The sequence below is a fragment of the Carboxylicivirga marina genome (assembly GCF_016612505.1).
GTDB lineage: Bacteria > Bacteroidota > Bacteroidia > Bacteroidales > Marinilabiliaceae > Carboxylicivirga > Carboxylicivirga marina.
Map to the genome: position 1 here is coordinate 1 of NZ_JAENRR010000080.1, position 18,759 is coordinate 18,759.

The window sequence follows — 18,759 nt, forward strand, 5'->3', positions numbered from 1 at the left end:
CCCATGAAAAAGTGGCTTAAAAACTTGTAATTAATTAGAGTATATGAAAAGATAAAAACAAATAAAAGATTTGGCTCAGAGAGTATTTGGAGGTAAGATTTATTAAATGGCCATTCGCTTCATCTAGCCAAACGTTGGCAAGCATGCAAAAAAAATCGCACAATGACACAAAGTTCATTTAAGGAAAATATTAATGTGATTAAGGAAATCTATCCTGGTGTTTATCAAGTGATTTTAGATTTTGCGTCTAAGAACTTTATAGAGTTAATTCTTAATGACCAATATGATTTTTTGTGGTTTCATAATTATAACGCAAAGAATAGTATTGGCTGGAAAGAATGTGAAATGCCAATCTCAACACATTTGACCAAGAAAGTAATAGCAAGACAAATAAGCTATGATTTTATTATACCGACAAAGGAATATAATGAAATAAAGGACGAAATTCCCAATGGTGTTACCATTATTCAAATAAGAAAGAGCCCACCAGATTTTCTCGACTTGAAAAGACTAAAAGGAAAAACACGGTATGACCTATTGAAAAAAGAATGTGATTTTTTGTTTGAAATTGATTTGCCAAATTCTGTAGACTATGGAACCTTGGTTAGTAAGGACTTGGATTTTTTAAAAGGTTTGCTAAATAATGAAAACATAAATTGGGAAGACTTACCATAAAAAGCACGACTTGCCAACAAACCGCTATAATGCATAAAGGGCAATGTGCAATTTGGTTGGCTCGTAGCTTGGGCCACCACCGCCAAATCGCAGATTTGGCTTTGAAAATGAAAACTTAAAACAAAATATGCGCTTTGGCTCTGCTCAATATGAAAGTGTGTAAGGTTAACTTCCTTTACGCATCATGCGGCAGGCCGTTGGCAATAATTAACAAATACAACAAAACCGTCACAACAACTTATAGTACGTATTTCAGAAGTAAAATAAAGACAAATAAATCTTGCATAAGAAGTTACAGTAAAACATGAGTGAAAAAGAAAGATTGAATTTAATTTGGCAAGGAAAACCTGAATTTATACCCTACATTATAAAAAGTGTACTGGAATTATTGGGATATTTTGTTTTTATCAGTATTCCATATTCGTTGATTGGATATTTTAAATCTAAAGGTGAATCCATAAATGATCCAGTATATATTAATGGAATTTTAATCATTATCGGAGGAATAGGAATATATCACTTTATTAAAAGGCTTGTTGAGTTTAAAAAGATTCAATACAGCCTAACCTATGATTCAATTGTGATAGAATCAGGAATTTTTAGTTCTAAAAAGAAAATTATCAATCGTGATAAAATCCAATTTGTTGAAAGAAATAGTAATATGATTGAAAAATATTTTAAAGTAAACACAATCAAATTCTATTCTGGAAAAGAAACTAGAGATAATGAAGATAGAGTCAAAAAAGAGTTTGATAAGTTTGAATCTATCAAGGATACAATAAGTATAATGACGTTTTTTAAAAAATAAAACTATTGCCAACAAACCGCAATAAAGAATGCCTTGCCGAGGCTGATTTAGAAGGTTTGGCTCCCGCGCGAGCAAAGGCGAAATTAGGAACGCGAATATACCACACGCAGCGGCACACTTCATGCGGCAAGACGTTGGCAGCCATACGAAGAACAATAGTGCAAGAAAATAACATTTAGATGAAAGATAAGCTACAAATAATATACAAACCTGCTATACTGACATTGATAGTATTAGTAATTGGTTACACTTCTCTACATTGGTTGATTTTTATTGAGCTTGAGCTATTCTCCTTAAAAAAGATGATTCTTGATTTTGGAATACCAATAACATTGGCTGGATTAGTAGCTTGGATTTATATCAGACCTAAACTAAAGATACTTGACCTTGAGATTAGTACTGGAAGTATGATTGATTTTTGTACAATGCTTGTTTGGATGGGGATTACCGCTCCGATGATTATAGCACAAAACTACATTCAAACTTCAACTGGAAAATTAACAGAATTAACCTCAATAAATGAAATAAATAACTACGAGGAAACTAAATATTACACTTTAGATCATTATTATATTGATAAAAGTAATATTGGAGTATATCACGATTATGAGGTTGTTACGACTAAGTCCAGTAGTAAATTACATATGATGTTATACGTTGCTATGCCAATTTATGAATCAGAGGATAATGTAAACTTAAAATCACCAATTGGTTGGTTAGGCCATGAATATCGTGAAACCATAAGTAATAGACTTAGTTCTGAACAAAAGGAAACAAAAAACAAAGAATTTACAGAAGAAAGTCAGACAGATTTCAATGATAGGGAATTTTCAAAATTTAATTACTTTGATAGGTTGGGAAACTCTAAAGAATTTGATGGTTTTAGTAATGCCATTAAAGCAAATAAGAGGTTTAAACGCACAGATGTTATTCTTGTTGGAGAAAATGAACCATTTTCTGAAAGGAATGGGAATCGACTATTTTGGATTTTTGGTTCTTCATTGATTAGTTGTGTCGTATGGTTAATTATGATTTTAATTCCTAGTTACGATACCCGAGAACTTAATAGAATAAAGGCAGGGAAACCAGACAGAGAAGCTCAACAAGATTTAAAGGATTTCCTTGGATATATAACCTTTAAAGATGGATATGTTATTACGCCACTTATACTCTATGGTATTGTCCTTATGTATTTAATAATGACCTTTGGCGGATATGGATTCTTATCATTTAAAGGGCAAGACCTTATTAAATTTGGAGCGAATTATGGACCAATTACTAAAGGTGGTGAGTGGTGGCGGCTTTTAACGTGTGTATTTCTTCATGGAGGTATCATGCATTTGATATTGAATATTTCAGGATTAGTTTTTGTTTCATTTGTCCTTGAGCCATTTTTAGGGCAAGTAAAGTACCTATTATTATTTCTGGTAACAGGGATTTTAGCAAGTGTAACAAGTTTGTGGTGGCATGATTCGACAATAAGTATTGGTGCATCAGGAGCAATATTCGGACTTTACGGAGCATTTATATCCTTAATGCTTACAAAATCAATATCCGATGAAATTGGAGGTTTCTTTTTAACTTTCTCGTTGATTTTTATTGGGATTAATCTATTGTTTGGATTGTCAGGAGGCATTGATAATGCTGCCCACATTGGTGGACTTTTAAGTGGCTTTATTTGCGGACTTATTTTATATCCGATAATATTAATTGAGAAGAAAACTAAAGAAAGTACGGCTGCCAACAATGGCTCATAAAGCATAGGCTTGCCGCAGGCGCAACACAAGCCAACGCTTCATAGCCGAGACGTTAGCTGCAAGCAAAAACGATTAACATGACAAAAAGAACTATTAAGACATATCTTCTTGTTGGAATCTTAGGATTAATAATTCTCACTAAGTTTATAGTGTTATTAAGCAATATACTTGAAGTACGGACAATGATGGGGAGAATTGCTCTTCATTTGGAAATAGCAAACTATACAGAATTGATAGTGTTATCGTTTGGTATAGCTGGACTTTTTATTAGGAATCGTATTGGTGTTGGATTAATATTACTATATCCGTTTGTATCAGTATTACATGTATTTGTATTTCGTATTCTAACAACGAGTTTTTCAGAATTAAACAGCTTAATACTTTTATTAATACCCTCCCTGATTTTGCTTCTCACTATTGCAATTGTTCGACTGGATTATTTTAAGGAATATCGGTTTAGAAGATATAAGAATGATGTTTGGGTGGTAGGTTTCATGAGTATTATTGTTTCACTAATTATGAATTATACATATATTATTTAATAAAAATGCCAGCAGCTAACAATGGCTTATAAAGCAAAAGTGAGCCGACTAGTTTTGGGAGGTTCATAGCTTCGGCAACCACCGCCAAATCGTTGATTTGGCTTTTGAAAAGTATAAGATTAAATCAAAACCAACGCTTTGGCTACTTAGCATTTTGAAAGGTTAATTTGGTGACAAATCACTTTCGCTTCATAGCCTCGTCCGTTATGGCCTATTAAATGAAAATTTATGAAACTAGTATTGAGTATCTTTCTTTTATCTTTTTTAATATCTAAATCGTATTCACAAGATTTAATTAGAGTTTCAATACCATATCAAATATCTGAATCCGAAATTTATGAATCTGTAAAATGGAAGAATCTCAATTCAACAATTGATTATAACAACATTGATGAAATCACAGATTCAATATATTACGACGATATGCTGGATGAAAAGCATATGTTTATAAGTACAGAAATTGGATTGAAATATTTCGATTTAGATATTAATGAGAATCTCATATTATTTGATGAATTAGGTAAAATAACTGGAGAAGTAAAGTTTGACCATTTTGAGTACCTAGAAAATATGATTGAAGGTGGTTTCTATGCTATTTATAAATCAATAAATGAAGGGACAGACTTTTCGGACTGTACATATTCATTATCCAAATCAAGTTTAAAGTTGATTGATAAAGCGTATAATATAAATCAAAAACAAATTAAAAACTTCAACACCGACCTCTACTATTCATATGAAACTCAAGATTATGAATATGAAGATCAGAAATATCAGTTAACACTATTAAGTTCAGAAAAAGAACCAATAGACTATAATAACAGAATTTTTGATTCGATGTTGTTAAGGTCCTATAATGGCAGAAATGATACGCTTTTAAGTATTGCAAAGCAATATGTCTTACTAGGTTTATATACAGTCCCAATAAATATTAATGACTTCCCTATATTTTTATTTAAAATTGGAGTTCCTGACACTGATTATATTGATTTTGTCACAGTTTATAATGACGAAGAATTTCAAATATCATCTGGAGTCATAAAAAAAATAAATAACAGGCCATAACACGCTAGTATAAAGCAATTGGCGTTCGAGAGCACTTGGAAGTTAGATTGAGTAATCAAACACCGCCAAATCTTTGATTTGGCTTTAGAAATGAAAAGGTATAAACAAATAAAAGATTTGGCTCAGTGTAGTTTTGGAAGGTTTGGTTCGTTAAATCGCCATACGCTTCATCTAGCCAAACGTTGTACGCAATAGAGATTAGTAGCAATCAAATTTGAAGAGTAATAGATATGTTGAATACAGAAAAATATAGAGAACCTAATTATAAGAGTATAACCTACATTTGCTCCCTGATATTGATTATTGGACTATTTGTTCAGTTTGACAATCCAACAAAGAATGCTACTTATGATTTATTTGATGGTTTAATAGCAATTACCACTTTTACTTTTGCATATCTGTGGCTAAAAAGGAGGATTTTATTATTTGGACTCGCTTTTTATGCAGTAAGCTGGAATATTGAATTAATGACAAATCCATTAATTGTGATTGAAAACCAAAGCCTGCTAAGTTATAACTTGGTAATTGCTGGATTAATTCTTCATGTATTGGCTGTTATTTGTTTAGTTGTGGGGTTTATAGACAAAATAAAGATTGAGTATCTTACAAAAAGAATTGAGCTTAATATTAGGGTTATACTAGGACTAGTTTTAGGAATATCGGGATTAATCCAAATACTTACTAGAATAATATAACTACTGCGTACAACACGCTGCATAGCGCATTTCGGGATTCGAGCATTTTGGAAAGTCTTTAGCTTCGGCAACCAACGCCAAATCGCTGATTTGGCTTAAAAATGAAAAGTTAAAACAAATACAACGCTTTGGCTCAGTTCAACTTGGAAAGATTGTAAGGTTAAATACCCTCACGACGCCATGCACCGGGACCGTTAGCACCTATTAAAACAAAAACGAGAAACCTTTATGGAAGATTATTTATTGCAAATTACTCATATCATTTTAGGAATAGTATTATTTTTCATCATCAACTGGATTGGAAAGCATTCATTTTCTGTTGGGTATATGCAGATTTCAGTATTTGTTAAAGATGATAACGCACCTGCTTTTAACGTTTTAGTGCGGATTCTTTCACCTGTTGTTTACATTCTCATAATTTCTGTAATACTTTACAAACTGAATCTGGATTCATTCGTGAAGAATATTTATATGATTTCCATATATTATCTTGTTTTCCGTTTAGTTTTCAACCTTATTACTAATCGAGGACTTCTTATAAATTGGGGACGCCAAATATTCTATTGGTGTTCAATTGTACTCTCTTCGTTTTACGTATACAAGGAACTTATTATAGAAAAGAAAAACCTATTTCCAGACCTTTCTACATGGACTAATCAAATATGGATTATAGTTTTAATTTTTATTTATAGTGTATTTAATAGAATTAGTCTTTCTCAAAAAGGGACAATTCGCAGAAAAAATAGATATCTGGAGAATAGATACGGAAAGTTTAATACCAAATATGGGATATATATTGACGAAAATATTGATAATATTAAACTTAAAATGATTGCTTATGCAATAATGATATACGAAGATTTTAATCGTCCTAGAATAGTTCGATTTTTAGAGAATATTGCTCATCTAATTACTAGAAAAGAACATACACTAGGTCTAATGCAAGTTAAAACAAAGAGTTTAATTAAAGATAAACAAAGCGTTGAACTTGGGATTAGAAAGATTGTAAATAAATATTTGGAGCTCATTGAATACCAAAAAGTTAAGACAGTAGAAAATGAAGAGGAAAGAAAAGAAAGAAAGAATAAATTATTTGTAGAATCAGGAATTGTAATACCAGAGAGCTCTTATAAATATGAGCCTTCAGATTGGGAAGTATCAGAGGGAATAATTAAAGATTATAATCCTGATTATAATTACATAAATGAAGTACAGGAATTATCGGAAATTTTAATAAAAAAGTACTATCCAGATTCTGAAACTACATTGATAGAATAAATAACAGGTGCTAACAATGGCTCATAAATCATACTTTATTGCCGCAGGCGCAACACAAAAAAGTACGCTTCATAGCCGCGTCCGTTGGTAGCTATTGAAAAAACGCAATGCACTTAATTTTTTATAAGCGCATCAGAAAATATGACATGACATTTAAGGTATTGAGAATTATTCTAGAATCGTAACAAAAAGATTTGGGAACTTACACTATGAATTTGCAAATGCTAATCAGTAAAATGGCTTCTCAGTGTATCGGACTGACCGCGCAATGAATTTTCCTGTTCGCTCAGTCGATTGTACCGGTTGCGCAATCAATTGTAACGACGCCGCAATGGATTTCCCCGACTGCGCAATGCATTTCCCCAAGCTCTCAATCAATTTCCCCGACCTCTCAGTGGATTTCCCCGACCTCTCAGTGGATTTCCCCGACCTCTCAGTGGATTTTCCCGCTTGCGCATAGTATTGTTACAGATGCGCTATAATATGTAACGGTGGAAAAATTGAATTTGACAGTAAAATATAGAAAAGTAAGATCTATAGTGGTTTGGGGAGTGCATCTATAATTACGCTGACTGAGAAATGGAGACAATAAGTCAATAAAAATATAAACAACAGCTACCAACAATGGCTTATAAAGCAAAAGTGAGCCGGCACATTTAGGTCGATTCGTAGCTCCGGCAACCACCGCCAAATCGTTGATTTGGCTTTTGAAAAGTATAAGATAAAAACAAAATACAACGCTTTGGCTACTTAGCATTTTGAAAGGTCGATTTGGCAACAAATCACTTTCGCTTCATAGCCTGACCGTTGGTAGCTATTGAAAAAAACGCAATGCAGTTAATATTTAAACGTATCAAAAAATAGACATGACATTTGAGGAATAGGGAATTATTAAAGCAGCGTAATTGAAAGAATTGAGAATTACTATTATGAATTTGAAAATGTTATCCAGGAAACAGGCTTCTCAGTGTATCGGACTGACTGCGCAACGTAATATCCCGACCGCGCAATGGATTTTCCTGTTCGCTCAGTCGATTGTAACAGTTGCGCAATCAATTGTAACGACGCCGCAATGGATTTCCCCGACTGCGCAATGCATTTCCCCAAGCTCTCAATCAATTTCCCCGACCTCTCAGTGGATTTTCCCGCTTGCGCATAGTATTGTTACAGATGCGCTATAATATGTAACGGTGGAAAAATTGAATTTGACAGTAAAATATAGAAAAGCAAGATCTATAGTGGTTTGGGGAGTGCATTTATAATTACGCTGACTGAGAAATGGAGACAATAAGTCAATAAAAATATAAACAACAGCTACCAACAATGGCTTATAAAGCAAAAGTGAGCCGGCACATTTAGGTCGATTCGTAGCTCCGGCAACCACCGCCAAATCGTTGATTTGGCTTTTGAAAAGTATAAGATAAAAACAAAATACAACGCTTTGGCTACTTAGCATTTTGAAAGGTCGATTTGGCAACAAATCACTTTAGCTTCATAGCCTGACCGTTGGCTATAAGTTTACAAACAAACGCAAAAATTAAACATGGAATTTGAAATTACACAGCAAAAGAAAAACATATTTATTGTATCAACAGTAATATTAATCGTTAATCACTTAATAAATAGTATTCAATCATTTATACCAATAACTGACAAGCATGTTAATATAATTTCGATTGGTATAACATTAATTGCTTATATAGTTATTTACATAACTTTAATAAAGTTCTTTCGTCATTATTCCCGTAAAACATTAATTATTAGTACAATAATATTAGCAATATTAATAGTCGGAAATCAGTCTTTACACTTTCTAGAAAATATGATATTACTATTCGGTTACGAATATCAAGATTTAAGTCATGACTTTATAGGAATACTGACTATGGCAGTATATTTGGTATGGACTATTTTTCTATTTAAGGAAAAGCTAATAAATAAAAAGATAATAAGACCACTTCGAATATTTTCAATTAGCATATTAATTAGTAATGCATTAGGACTTATTTTATTTGTTTTCATGTATCAAACTGGAAATATAAGAGTCGTAAACTTTGTATCACTATTTATGGGAATAACATTCTTTATAATGTTGAATTTTATTAAAAACGTTGATAAAAAACCAATAGCCAACAATGGCTAATAAAGCATTGGGGATTCAGTGTAATTTGGTAAGCTTCTGCAAAGGCGACCACCGCCAAATCGCTGATTTGGCTTTTAAAAAGAAAAGTTAAAAACAAAATACACCGCTTTGGCTACTCGGCATTTTGAAGGGAAACTGGCAACAATTCCCCAACGCTTCATAGCCGGGCCGTTAGCACACATAAAAAAACTGAATTACAAACCATTAAATATTCAACCAATGAAATTCACTTCTCTTATTTTACTTTTATTAGTATTCCTTTCATGTGATAGCACCAATACCGTTACAATTACCGGTACAGTTACTAATCCAGTTGATTACTCACTTATCTTGAATCTTCCTTGCTCTCAAGATACTATTACAATTATGTCTGACGGTTCCTTTAGGGTGTCTTTCTCATTGGATAACCCAAGCAGAGTTACTATACAAGGAGGTAAAGGCTGGATAGGTTTATATTTGATTCCAGGTTCAGAACTCAACATTAATTTTGATGGTAAAGAGCTGAACAAATATAATTGTGAAAAGGTAAATATCACAGGTAACGATGTTGAAGCATCACAGTTTTTACTTGATAGTCGAAAAGAACTAAATGCAAATCGTCCATCTATAAATAGATATGAGCTATCTGCAAAGGAGTTTGATAAAATACAAACACAATACATTGAAGAATTAAATCAAAGTATCGATAAATTCGAAGCTACAAATCCTGACCTCAAAGAATTTATTGATATGGAACGTATGCAAGTTCGGTTAATTCAGTGGCAGAATTACGATTTCTATTCAAGAAGAATTAATACCAAGCAACAGGATACAATTCCTCTTCTTACAAAATTTAAGTCTTATGCAAATACGATACCACTTGATAATTACGAAATGTTCACAAAATTAGGTAATTATAAATTCTTTGTAACAAGCCAATATGAGAGAGAGTTTAATTCAATATTAAATGCAGAAGGGCTTCATTACGGTACACCAGAATTTACCAGCAAGAAGATTGATTTAATCAAAAAATTAGATGTACCACAAATAGTTAAAGATGAGTTAGGATATAAAATGATTGAAGTATTCCCTGGGTATAACAATGATATCTTTGCTATCAATGAACCTGATAGTAGTAGTTTGGAGATAATAAAGACTCGTTATTCAGAAATAATTAATAATGAGAAATACATAAAAGAATTCGAGAAATATCTTTCTAAAAATTAATAAAATACGTGTGCTAACACGCTAGTATAAAGCATTTGGCATTCATGACCACTTGGTAGTTAGGTTGGGTAATCGAACACCGCCAAATCTTTGATTTGGCTTTAGAAACAAAAAGGTAAAAACAAATAAAAGATTTGGCTCCGAGGCATTTTGAAGAGGTTGCTCGTTAAATTGCCAAACGCTTCATCTAGCCCACCGTTGGTAAGCATTTTGAAAAAGGCAAGAGACACTATAAGTTGCATTTGAATTAAGACTATGACAAGATTAGCAAAAAGGCTTACATTAATAAGTGTTATAACCATTAGTTTATTACTACTCATAATATCATTATTTAGATTGATAAAACTAAAGATTGAATTAAAAGAGAATAATGGGAATATCGAAGCAAAATATGTTTTACGCAATAAAATTCTATTTGATGATGTAATAGAATACTTTCCAAATGAAAGATACAAGGAGGTCAAATTCATTTTCTTGAATTCAAATGACACTATTTCATTTAAAACTGATGCTTTTAAGCTTCAAAAATATAGCGATAACGACTATCAATTTGCTGTTCCAGTTAATTGGACGATGAATAGAAATGATAGTACGGTTGCATATGTAGACCATTACTATTTGACTCAGAAAAACCATAAAGTAAAATATAAGTGGGTTTTGACGAAAGATAGTTTAATGACTCAGAAGAACTCAATGAGTAAAATAATAAACTTGAAAAAAGAGGTTTCAGATATTAATGATCATATTTTCAATGAAGTATTTGATTTAAGTTTAGGCATCTATTCTGTATTATATAGCTATAAATCAAATGGTATTAATTATATAAGATACATATCGGCAAACACTGACAATGACAATACTGTGTTCCTAGTCACATTTGAAACCAAAGAATTGTATTTTCATCTTTTTAAGAACATGATTGAGGAAATGGATTTAAATACATTTGTATACTCACCATAGATTGTACTTGATGTAAGCGAATGAAAAAAACGCTTACCAACAATGGCTTATAAAGCAAAAGTTAGCCGACTAGTTTTGATTGGTTCGTAGCTTCGGCAAACACCGCCAAATCGTTGATTTGGCTTTTGAAAAGTATAAGATAAAAACAAAATCAACGATTTGGCTACTTAGCATTTTAAAAGGCAGATTTGACAACAAATAACTTTCGCTTCATAGCCTGACCGTTATGGCTCATTCTCGACCCATTTGAGACATTGAGATAATTTATCGTCATTTTTGAAACAGATCAATTATGACTGGTAAAATTAAATTCAAAATATTGACAAATAGTTATTAGCCTTTATGTTAGTTGGGATTTGATAAGGTTTAATTAAAATATTATAACATTATCCTATTATGAAAACAAAACTTATAAATTTAGCTTTATTGACATGTGTCCTGGTTATCTTATTCTCATGTGAGAATGAAATCAATGAAATCAAAGACATTCAGATAACAGGAATTAATTTATTAGAAACTAATGTAATTTTAGAAGTAGATTCTTCATTAGCTTTAAACATAAATATTGAACCTGAGAATTATTCAAAGTCACAAATTAATTGGATTTCTACAGACACAACAGTTGCGAAAGTTAGCAATGTTGGAGTAGTTCACGGTATTCAACCAGGTGTTTTATCGATAATTGTTAAGTCAGAGCAAGGATATAGTGATACTTGCAAAGTAAATGTAGTAAGGATAAGTATTTATGAAACAAATGACGATATTGATTTTGGTGGTGAATGTATTGCGCTAGATAAAAAGAATAATATTTGGTATGGTGGTCGTGGTTTATATAAAATGGAATCTGAAAGTTGGGAGCAGGTGCAGTTTCCATACGAAACATTTGTAACCGCAATGGACTTTGATTCTGAAAATAATTTATGGGCAGCAACAGGTATTGGATTATTGAAATTTGACGGCCAGATGTGGTACAACTATAATACGGACTATTCTGATATATCTTTATACGGGCTTAATTCAATTGCAATAGACAATGATGATAATGTTTGGGTAGGGATAAACAAAGACTTTGGTGGTAGGGGTGTTGCAAAATTTGATGGTTTAACATGGCAAATTTATAATACGGAAGACGGATTAATCCATGGTCTTGTATTTAATATGGTGAGTGATCAAACAAATAACATTTGGTTTGCTACTCCAGAAGGTGTATCAATGTTTGATGGAACGACCTGGACTTCATATGCAACAGGTGAAGCATTAGATATTGAAATTGACCTAGATAACAATGTTTGGTTTACTTCGGTATGGGCTGGGGTTTATAAAAGCAATACCAATATGATTAATTATAACACCTCAAATAGTTCAATTATTTCAGATGTAATTCAATCAATTGGAATAGATGTAAATGGAGACATATTGTTTGCCTATCCAAGAGGTTTGACAAAATTAAGTGGAAATGAGTGGATCAATTATTCTTACGATGACGTTGGTCTTCATAATATTAGATCAATAGCCGTTGATAATAAAGGTACTAAATGGTTAGGAAGTCCATCTAGAATATTCAAACTAGAGGATTAAAAAACGAGCCATAACACGCTAGTATAAAGCATTTGGCGTTCGTGACCTTTAGGAAGTTAAGTTGGTAATCGACCACCGCCAAATCTTTGATTTGGCTTTAGAAATGAAAAGATAAAAACAAATAAAAGATTTGGCTCAGTGAAGTTTTGGAAGGTTGGTTCGTTAAATCGCCATACGCTTCATCTAGCCACCGTTGTGTGTAATAGAAATAACCACCGTAAAACCCAAAAACATGAGATTATTAATATTTGCATTAATTATATTTTTACTTACAGCAAATTGCAGCCAAAGATATTCACAAAACAATTCCCCCATAAGGAACTTTGATTTCTTCTGGAATGAATTTGATAAACATTATGCACAGTTTCAAATTAAAGGGATACATTGGGATTCAATTTATAATGCTTATCGGCCTAAAATTGACAAAAACACTTCTGATACTTTATTATTCCAATATTTATCTGAAATCGTATCTTTTATAGATGATGGACATGTTAACCTTTATAGCCCATTGGGAAATGCTAGTTGGAATAGAAATTTCGATAATTATTATTCAATGAAATTAATTAATCCCAGAAAATATATTGAATTTGGGCCTCGCCAATCACACTCAAGACTAATGGAATATAGAAACTTGGTTGGCGAAAATATAGGAATATTGTTTCTTAAAAGCTTCAAAGGGCAAGCAAAAGATTACTTGATAATTGATAAGATAATAAATGAATTCAAAGACAAAGATGGGATAATAATTGACCTTCGCAGGAATGGCGGAGGAAGAAGTTCCAATTCGTGGCTAGTTGCATCAAGATTTGCAGACAAAAAACGGTTGTGTTACACGTACTATGAAAAAAATGGAAAAGGTAAAAATGACTTTACTGACTGGAGAGAAAAAAGAGTGGCACCTGATGGAAATTCTCAATTCACAAAACCTGTAGTCATTTTAACCAGTCAATATACTTTTAGCAGTGCAGAAGTATTTGTTATGTGCATGCAATCTTTTCCACAAGTATCAATTGTTGGTGACATAACAGCTGGTGGAGTTGGTAATCCAATTAATAGAGAATTACCTAATGGATGGAGATTTAGATTATCCACAAAAGTTGCAGCAACGAGAAGTAAAAATATTATTGAGGGGAAAGGAATTCAACCTGACTGCCTAATCATAAATACAGAAGAGGATTTTGAATCAGGAAATGATAGAATTATTGAAAAAGCAGTTGAAATTATAAACATGGCAAGCTGATTAACTACTACACACAACACGCTAGTATAAAGCAATTGGCGTTCGTGTGGGCTTGGAAGTTAGGTTGGGGAATCGAACACCGCCAAATCTTTGATTTGGCTTTAGAATTGGAAAGTAAAAACAAATAAAAGATTTGGCTCAGTTGAGTTTTGGAGGTTTCATTTCGTTAAATTGCCAATCAGCTTCATCTAGCCAACCGTTAGACCTCATTCGGGACACAAAAACGCAAGATTTAAAATAACAGCAATCATTGGCTGTTGGGTGAACCGCCTCAGCCCATCAGCGTTAAGAAAATTTTGACCTGGGAGCGTAACAAACCAAAGCTGTCTGAGTCCGTTGAAAACGGATGAGTTCTTTGGTTTTAGCGGACAGAAGAAATTTTTAGCAAGATGGGGTGCAGCGGAGATTTTTTGTTTCCTTTTTCATGGTTGGAAAAAGGAAAAGCCCGTCTGGCTTGAAGACAATGAAACGCGTAGGCATTGACTCAAACACTGAAAAAGCTGACACGGAAATTAAAGGGAAGCTATTGATTCACTGCATAATTGAGTATTAGCTTTTTCAAGTTCGGACTAAATGACGACATAATCCAGTGATTCAGCAACTTATGGATTGAAAAATTGATAAAGACAAGAATAAGATTGATGAAACGCGAATTTAGCAGCGACTGAGCTGGTTTAGAATTCGATGAATCATTTATCTTTAGAATTAAAACGAGGTCTAACAAACCGCTATAATGCATAAAGGGCAATGTGCAATTTGGTTGGTTCGTAGCTTCGGCCACCACCGCCAAATCGCAGATTTGGCTTTGAAAATAAAAACTTAAAACAAAATATGCGCTTTGGCTCTGCTCAATATGAAAGTGTGTTGGGTTAACTTCCTTTACGCATCATGCGGCAGGCCGTTGGCACCAATTTAAAATTACGCAATGCTTAAAGGAAAAAGAATAGTTTGGACATCTATAAGTGTTTTAGCATTTGCCATATTTATTTTCTCATTTTTAATGACAGAGTTTAATTCTAAAAATGAGTTTTATTATTCTCTTTTTAACCTCATGTGGACTTCAGGACAATTGGCTGGATTTAGTGTGATTCTTGCGACTTTAAAGTATAAGGACTTCATTACTAATAAAATAATATTAACAGGATTAATATCTGGAATTACAGCAATAATTTTGAAATTCATGCATCTACCATGGAATGACTATGCATTAATGATAAGTGCATTAATTCTCATTGTTGGTGTTATATCTAGACTTTTAAAAAAGCAACGGAAAGAATCATTGAATTATTTAAAGGTAATTTGGTTTGTTATTTTTCTAATCGGGATTGTGTTTAAAATGAATCATTATCCAGGGGTAAATAAAATCTTAATTGTGTCATTATTTATACTTTGGATTATCATTATCATCCAAGCATACAGATTTGAAAATAATAAAACTGGTGCCAACACGCTAGAATAAAGCATTTGGCGTTCGTGAATATTTGGAAAGCAAATCGCTTCGATGACCACCGCCAAATCTTTGATTTGGCTTTACAAATGAAAAGATAAAAACAAATAAAAGATTTGGCTCAGCGGAGTTTTGGTAGGTTTAGTTAGGTAAATCGCCATACGCTTCATCTAGCCAACCGTTGTGTGTAATTCCCCACATCTCGCACAAAAAGGCAAGATTAAATTCTTAGCTAATGTGCAAATTTATAGGGGATTGTGAAATTTAAAATTTGACGTTAGTCACAATTCGTATTGCTAACCTGTAATGTTGATTTAAAATTCGATAACCAAGGTGTTTGATGGACAATTTATTTCTAAAGCGAACGTAAGATATTAGAATTAGGTTTTATAAACATGGTAAGATTTATAGAGATTGAATTATTAACGTGAAAATAAAATAGACATTATATGAGCAAAATATTAAAATTAAATCGATGGGTTTTAATCGGATTAACCTTTTTGTTTCCAATGGTTTGGAATATTATATTTGGATTTGACTATCCACATGTTGAATTGGGAATTTCTATATTTTGGATAACTACTCTAATTATTTGGTTCTGTTCTGTTGATATTTTTTTACAATTATACTTTGAATCCAAAAATGTAAATAATCTGATTATACTTAAATATATTTTTCTTTTTATATATCCGATAACTTTCAGGATTTTGTCATTTCCATATACAGTGATTAATGCGGACTCTCCTTTGTTTTATTACATTCTGCCCCTTCAGTTATTGTATCTTTTTGTTTATTTATCAACAGTTTTAAAAATTAGTAGGCATATATTAAAGCATTTCTCTATTTCTAATGGATTCTGGAAATTACTTTTTTTTCCATTAGGAATTTACCTAATTCAACCTGTTTTGAATAATGCGGTCAAAACTAAACATAGTGAAAAAATAACTACACACAACACTCTAGTATAAAGCAATTGGCGTTCGTGAGCACTTGGTAGTTAAGTTGGGTAATTGACCACCTCCAAATCTTTGATTTGGCTTTAGGATTGAAAAGATAAATACAAATAAAAGATTTGGCTCAGTTGAATTTTGGAGGTTTCGTTTCGTTAAATTGCCAATCAGCTTCATCTAGCCAAACGTTGTGCTCAATTAGGTATAGCCATTGAGAGAAATTGATAATTATAACAATATAACATTTCTATATATGAAAAAAATATTATTCATTATAGGTATAATTGGGATTGTTAGTTTTACAAACCACAAAACCAATTACACATCTTTTGTTGGGAAATGGAGAAATACGTGGGATAAGGAATCATGTTATGAATTTACTGAAGATGGCAAAATTATTGAGCAGTTTACTGGTCATTACTATACTTCGGAGGGGAAGCAAGATATACCTGTAACACGCCATTTTTTTTATAAAGTGGAAACATATAAAGAAGGGTGGCTACTAAAAATATATAATGCGGAGAATAACAAGTTTATCCATGATAAGTATATCCATTTTGAGAACGACACAATGATATTAACCTCTTTTAAAACTAAAAAAGGGATTCATGCTGAAATTGATGAAGTAGGAGTACTTGTAAAGCCAGATAATAAATTAGGCTCTAAAAAAAGAAATATCAATATAAGTAAATCTATTTTCTATCTTCCAGATAATTACATTGGCTTATTTCATGTTTTGCATAATAATTCGGATAGAAAAAAAGAGTTTGAAGAAAATAATCGAATTTATAGAATTCCAGATAATGGAGTATTAAGAACTGCATACGAAGCAAGACCTAAAGACCTTGTTTTAAAAAGAGAGCTATTTTATAGAGGAAAAGGAAACATACGACTAACTACTGTTTCTTCAAGCACATTACAGCAATTTAAATCTACTGGAGTTGAACCTCCTTATCGTTTAGATTCGGTTTACGTATTACCATTAGGCTTCAATCAAATAGAGGGAAAACGTCGGGCAAAAGTTACGGATAATGTGTTTGTGAAAAATATAGAGAGTTTTAAAATTGATACATTAAAAAACTTAATTAGCAAAAGAGTTTTTCCTAAGGAATATTGAATGTCATTTTAAATGAACCATTACTGGAAAAATTAAATAACTGAGCACAACACGCTTCAATAGGGCATAAGGGATTCGACTCAATTTGTCGTGCCTCTGCAAAGGTAACCACCGCCAAAGGTTGATTTGGCTTTTGAAATGAGAAGATAAAACAAAATACAACGCTTTGGCTCTGCTCAATTTGGTAGGTTAGTAAGTTTAAATCCCCTTACAGCCCCATGCAGCGAGACCGTTGTGGGTAACCTAAACTACATACTCCTATATGAAACCCATAAAAATAAATGACGAAGATGGTTCTGGATTCACTCGAATATTCGCCCATGAAAATTTTGAGTTTGTAAATCCAACAGATCATTATACTGGAATGCAGATACAGTCACGTTCAACAATGTATAAAGACATTCTGAAAGAAAAGAATGCTGAATTAGCAGATAAAGTGGATGACAGTTTTTTTGTGAAAAAAGCTTTAAAATCTTGGTTGCCTGAATTAGAAAAGGCAAAGAAAGGTTACGTACCTGAAAATTTCATAAAGCTTCTATGTTCGGAGTCAAAAAAAGAACAAACGAAATTGCTTAAAGGACAAGGTTTAAATCCAAGTGAATTATTTTCATTTATTATTAAAGCTTATGATGATTTCGGATTTACACATAGCAAATATAAATTCGAGCATCTTCAAAAGGGTTTAGACAAATCGGACTTGCCATCACTTGTGGAAAAAAAGGAAAATTCAATCAGAAAGGTTGGTAAGACAAGTCTAACGGATGGACAGTTAAAGCAATCCATAGAACAGAGAAAAGTTGTTGTGTCTAATTTTTTTGACAAAGAAGACACTTGGCATTGTATTTTCATCACATACAATAGCATTGGAGGTAAAGAAAATTGGAAAGATGGCAAACCTCATTTTCATTATTTTTCGGACAAATGGGGACTTTCAAGACAAGAAGTTTTGGACAGATTTTCGAGTGGTCGATATCCTTCAACGTCGGTTCATATAGAGTTAAATGAATATGGAGGAAAATAAAAGGCAACCCACAACAAACCGCAATAGTGTATAAGGCGTGTCATGCATTTGGGAAGGTTCGTAGCCTTGGCAAACAACGCCAAATCGCTGATTTGGCTTACAAAAAATGAAAAGTTAAAAACAAATACAACGCTTTGGCTCCGCTTAATTTGGAAAGTCTGTAAGGTTAAATCGCCTTACAACACCATGCGGCAGGCCGTTGCCTGCAATTAAAAAATAAATCTTAGAAATGAATATAGTTCAAGTATTTTTTGCAATCCTATTGATAGGACCA

15 protein-coding genes are annotated in these 18,759 nt (G+C 32.5%); all 15 read left to right on the plus strand.

Going from position 1 to position 18,759, the window contains the following annotated elements:
• The first annotated feature begins 162 nt into the window (after nucleotides 1-162).
• The 15 genes from JIV24_RS19885 to JIV24_RS19955 all read left to right on the plus strand — a co-directional run bounded on the left by JIV24_RS19885 (nucleotide 163) and on the right by JIV24_RS19955 (nucleotide 18,485).
• Nucleotides 163-675, plus strand: coding sequence for a hypothetical protein (locus tag JIV24_RS19885; RefSeq protein ID WP_200466834.1), 513 nt, complete (start codon nucleotides 163-165; stop codon nucleotides 673-675).
• A gap of 304 nt (nucleotides 676-979) precedes the next feature.
• Nucleotides 980-1,483, plus strand: coding sequence for a PH domain-containing protein (locus JIV24_RS19890; RefSeq protein ID WP_200466835.1), 504 nt, complete (start codon nucleotides 980-982; stop codon nucleotides 1,481-1,483).
• Between the two features lie 179 nt (nucleotides 1,484-1,662).
• Nucleotides 1,663-3,240, plus strand: coding sequence for a rhomboid family intramembrane serine protease (locus tag JIV24_RS19895; RefSeq protein ID WP_200466836.1), 1,578 nt, complete (start codon nucleotides 1,663-1,665; stop codon nucleotides 3,238-3,240).
• 77 nt (nucleotides 3,241-3,317) lie between these two features.
• Complete coding sequence (locus tag JIV24_RS19900) at nucleotides 3,318-3,782, plus strand: hypothetical protein (RefSeq protein WP_200466837.1); 465 nt, start codon at nucleotides 3,318-3,320, stop codon at nucleotides 3,780-3,782.
• A gap of 228 nt (nucleotides 3,783-4,010) precedes the next feature.
• Nucleotides 4,011-4,847: a hypothetical protein gene (locus JIV24_RS19905; RefSeq protein ID WP_200466838.1), complete on the plus strand. Its 837-nt coding sequence runs from the start codon at nucleotides 4,011-4,013 to the stop codon at nucleotides 4,845-4,847.
• A gap of 230 nt (nucleotides 4,848-5,077) precedes the next feature.
• Nucleotides 5,078-5,542 carry a hypothetical protein gene (locus tag JIV24_RS19910; protein WP_200466839.1) on the plus strand — a complete coding sequence of 155 codons (465 nt, stop codon included), beginning with the start codon at nucleotides 5,078-5,080 and terminating at the stop codon, nucleotides 5,540-5,542.
• A 228-nt stretch (nucleotides 5,543-5,770) separates the two neighbouring features.
• Nucleotides 5,771-6,820: a hypothetical protein gene (locus tag JIV24_RS19915; protein ID WP_200466840.1), complete on the plus strand. Its 1,050-nt coding sequence runs from the start codon at nucleotides 5,771-5,773 to the stop codon at nucleotides 6,818-6,820.
• 1,543 nt (nucleotides 6,821-8,363) lie between these two features.
• Nucleotides 8,364-8,963 carry a hypothetical protein gene (locus tag JIV24_RS19920; protein WP_200466841.1) on the plus strand — a complete coding sequence of 200 codons (600 nt, stop codon included), beginning with the start codon at nucleotides 8,364-8,366 and terminating at the stop codon, nucleotides 8,961-8,963.
• Nucleotides 8,964-9,071: 108 nt separating this feature from the next.
• The gene (locus JIV24_RS19925; RefSeq protein WP_200466842.1) at nucleotides 9,072-10,169 is read left to right on the plus strand and encodes a hypothetical protein; all 1,098 of its coding nucleotides are present in this window, start codon (nucleotides 9,072-9,074) and stop codon (nucleotides 10,167-10,169) included.
• Nucleotides 10,170-10,424: 255 nt separating this feature from the next.
• Entirely contained in the window at nucleotides 10,425-11,129 is a 705-nt protein-coding gene (locus tag JIV24_RS19930) for a hypothetical protein (protein WP_200466843.1), read from the plus strand.
• 396 nt (nucleotides 11,130-11,525) lie between these two features.
• Nucleotides 11,526-12,707, plus strand: a complete 1,182-nt coding sequence (locus JIV24_RS19935) for an Ig-like domain-containing protein (protein WP_200466844.1) — start codon at nucleotides 11,526-11,528, stop codon at nucleotides 12,705-12,707.
• A gap of 232 nt (nucleotides 12,708-12,939) precedes the next feature.
• Nucleotides 12,940-13,950, plus strand: a complete 1,011-nt coding sequence (locus JIV24_RS19940) for a S41 family peptidase (RefSeq protein ID WP_200466845.1) — start codon at nucleotides 12,940-12,942, stop codon at nucleotides 13,948-13,950.
• A 925-nt stretch (nucleotides 13,951-14,875) separates the two neighbouring features.
• A complete protein-coding gene (locus JIV24_RS19945; protein WP_200466846.1) occupies nucleotides 14,876-15,409 on the plus strand; it encodes a hypothetical protein in 534 nt (177 codons plus the stop codon).
• Between the two features lie 1,191 nt (nucleotides 15,410-16,600).
• Nucleotides 16,601-17,464, plus strand: a complete 864-nt coding sequence (locus JIV24_RS19950; protein ID WP_200466847.1) for a hypothetical protein — start codon at nucleotides 16,601-16,603, stop codon at nucleotides 17,462-17,464.
• Nucleotides 17,465-17,726: 262 nt separating this feature from the next.
• Nucleotides 17,727-18,485, plus strand: coding sequence for a hypothetical protein (locus JIV24_RS19955; protein WP_200466848.1), 759 nt, complete (start codon nucleotides 17,727-17,729; stop codon nucleotides 18,483-18,485).
• Nucleotides 18,486-18,759: the final 274 nt, after the last annotated feature.

Excerpts from the sequence above, each read along its gene's own strand:
- JIV24_RS19910 (WP_200466839.1), top strand. The coding sequence starts at position 5,078 with ATGTTGAATACAGAAAAATATAGAGAACCTAATTATAAGAGTATAACC.
- JIV24_RS19905 (WP_200466838.1), top strand. The coding sequence starts at position 4,011 with ATGAAACTAGTATTGAGTATCTTTCTTTTATCTTTTTTAATATCTAAA.
- JIV24_RS19895 (WP_200466836.1), top strand. The coding sequence starts at position 1,663 with ATGAAAGATAAGCTACAAATAATATACAAACCTGCTATACTGACATTG.
- JIV24_RS19900 (WP_200466837.1), top strand. The coding sequence starts at position 3,318 with ATGACAAAAAGAACTATTAAGACATATCTTCTTGTTGGAATCTTAGGA.
- JIV24_RS19955 (WP_200466848.1), top strand. The coding sequence starts at position 17,727 with ATGAAACCCATAAAAATAAATGACGAAGATGGTTCTGGATTCACTCGA.
- JIV24_RS19940 (WP_200466845.1), top strand. The coding sequence starts at position 12,940 with ATGAGATTATTAATATTTGCATTAATTATATTTTTACTTACAGCAAAT.
- JIV24_RS19950 (WP_200466847.1), top strand. The coding sequence starts at position 16,601 with ATGAAAAAAATATTATTCATTATAGGTATAATTGGGATTGTTAGTTTT.
- JIV24_RS19930 (WP_200466843.1), top strand. The coding sequence starts at position 10,425 with ATGACAAGATTAGCAAAAAGGCTTACATTAATAAGTGTTATAACCATT.
- JIV24_RS19945 (WP_200466846.1), top strand. The coding sequence starts at position 14,876 with ATGCTTAAAGGAAAAAGAATAGTTTGGACATCTATAAGTGTTTTAGCA.
- JIV24_RS19920 (WP_200466841.1), top strand. The coding sequence starts at position 8,364 with ATGGAATTTGAAATTACACAGCAAAAGAAAAACATATTTATTGTATCA.
- JIV24_RS19935 (WP_200466844.1), top strand. The coding sequence starts at position 11,526 with ATGAAAACAAAACTTATAAATTTAGCTTTATTGACATGTGTCCTGGTT.
- JIV24_RS19885 (WP_200466834.1), top strand. The coding sequence starts at position 163 with ATGACACAAAGTTCATTTAAGGAAAATATTAATGTGATTAAGGAAATC.
- JIV24_RS19890 (WP_200466835.1), top strand. The coding sequence starts at position 980 with ATGAGTGAAAAAGAAAGATTGAATTTAATTTGGCAAGGAAAACCTGAA.
- JIV24_RS19915 (WP_200466840.1), top strand. The coding sequence starts at position 5,771 with ATGGAAGATTATTTATTGCAAATTACTCATATCATTTTAGGAATAGTA.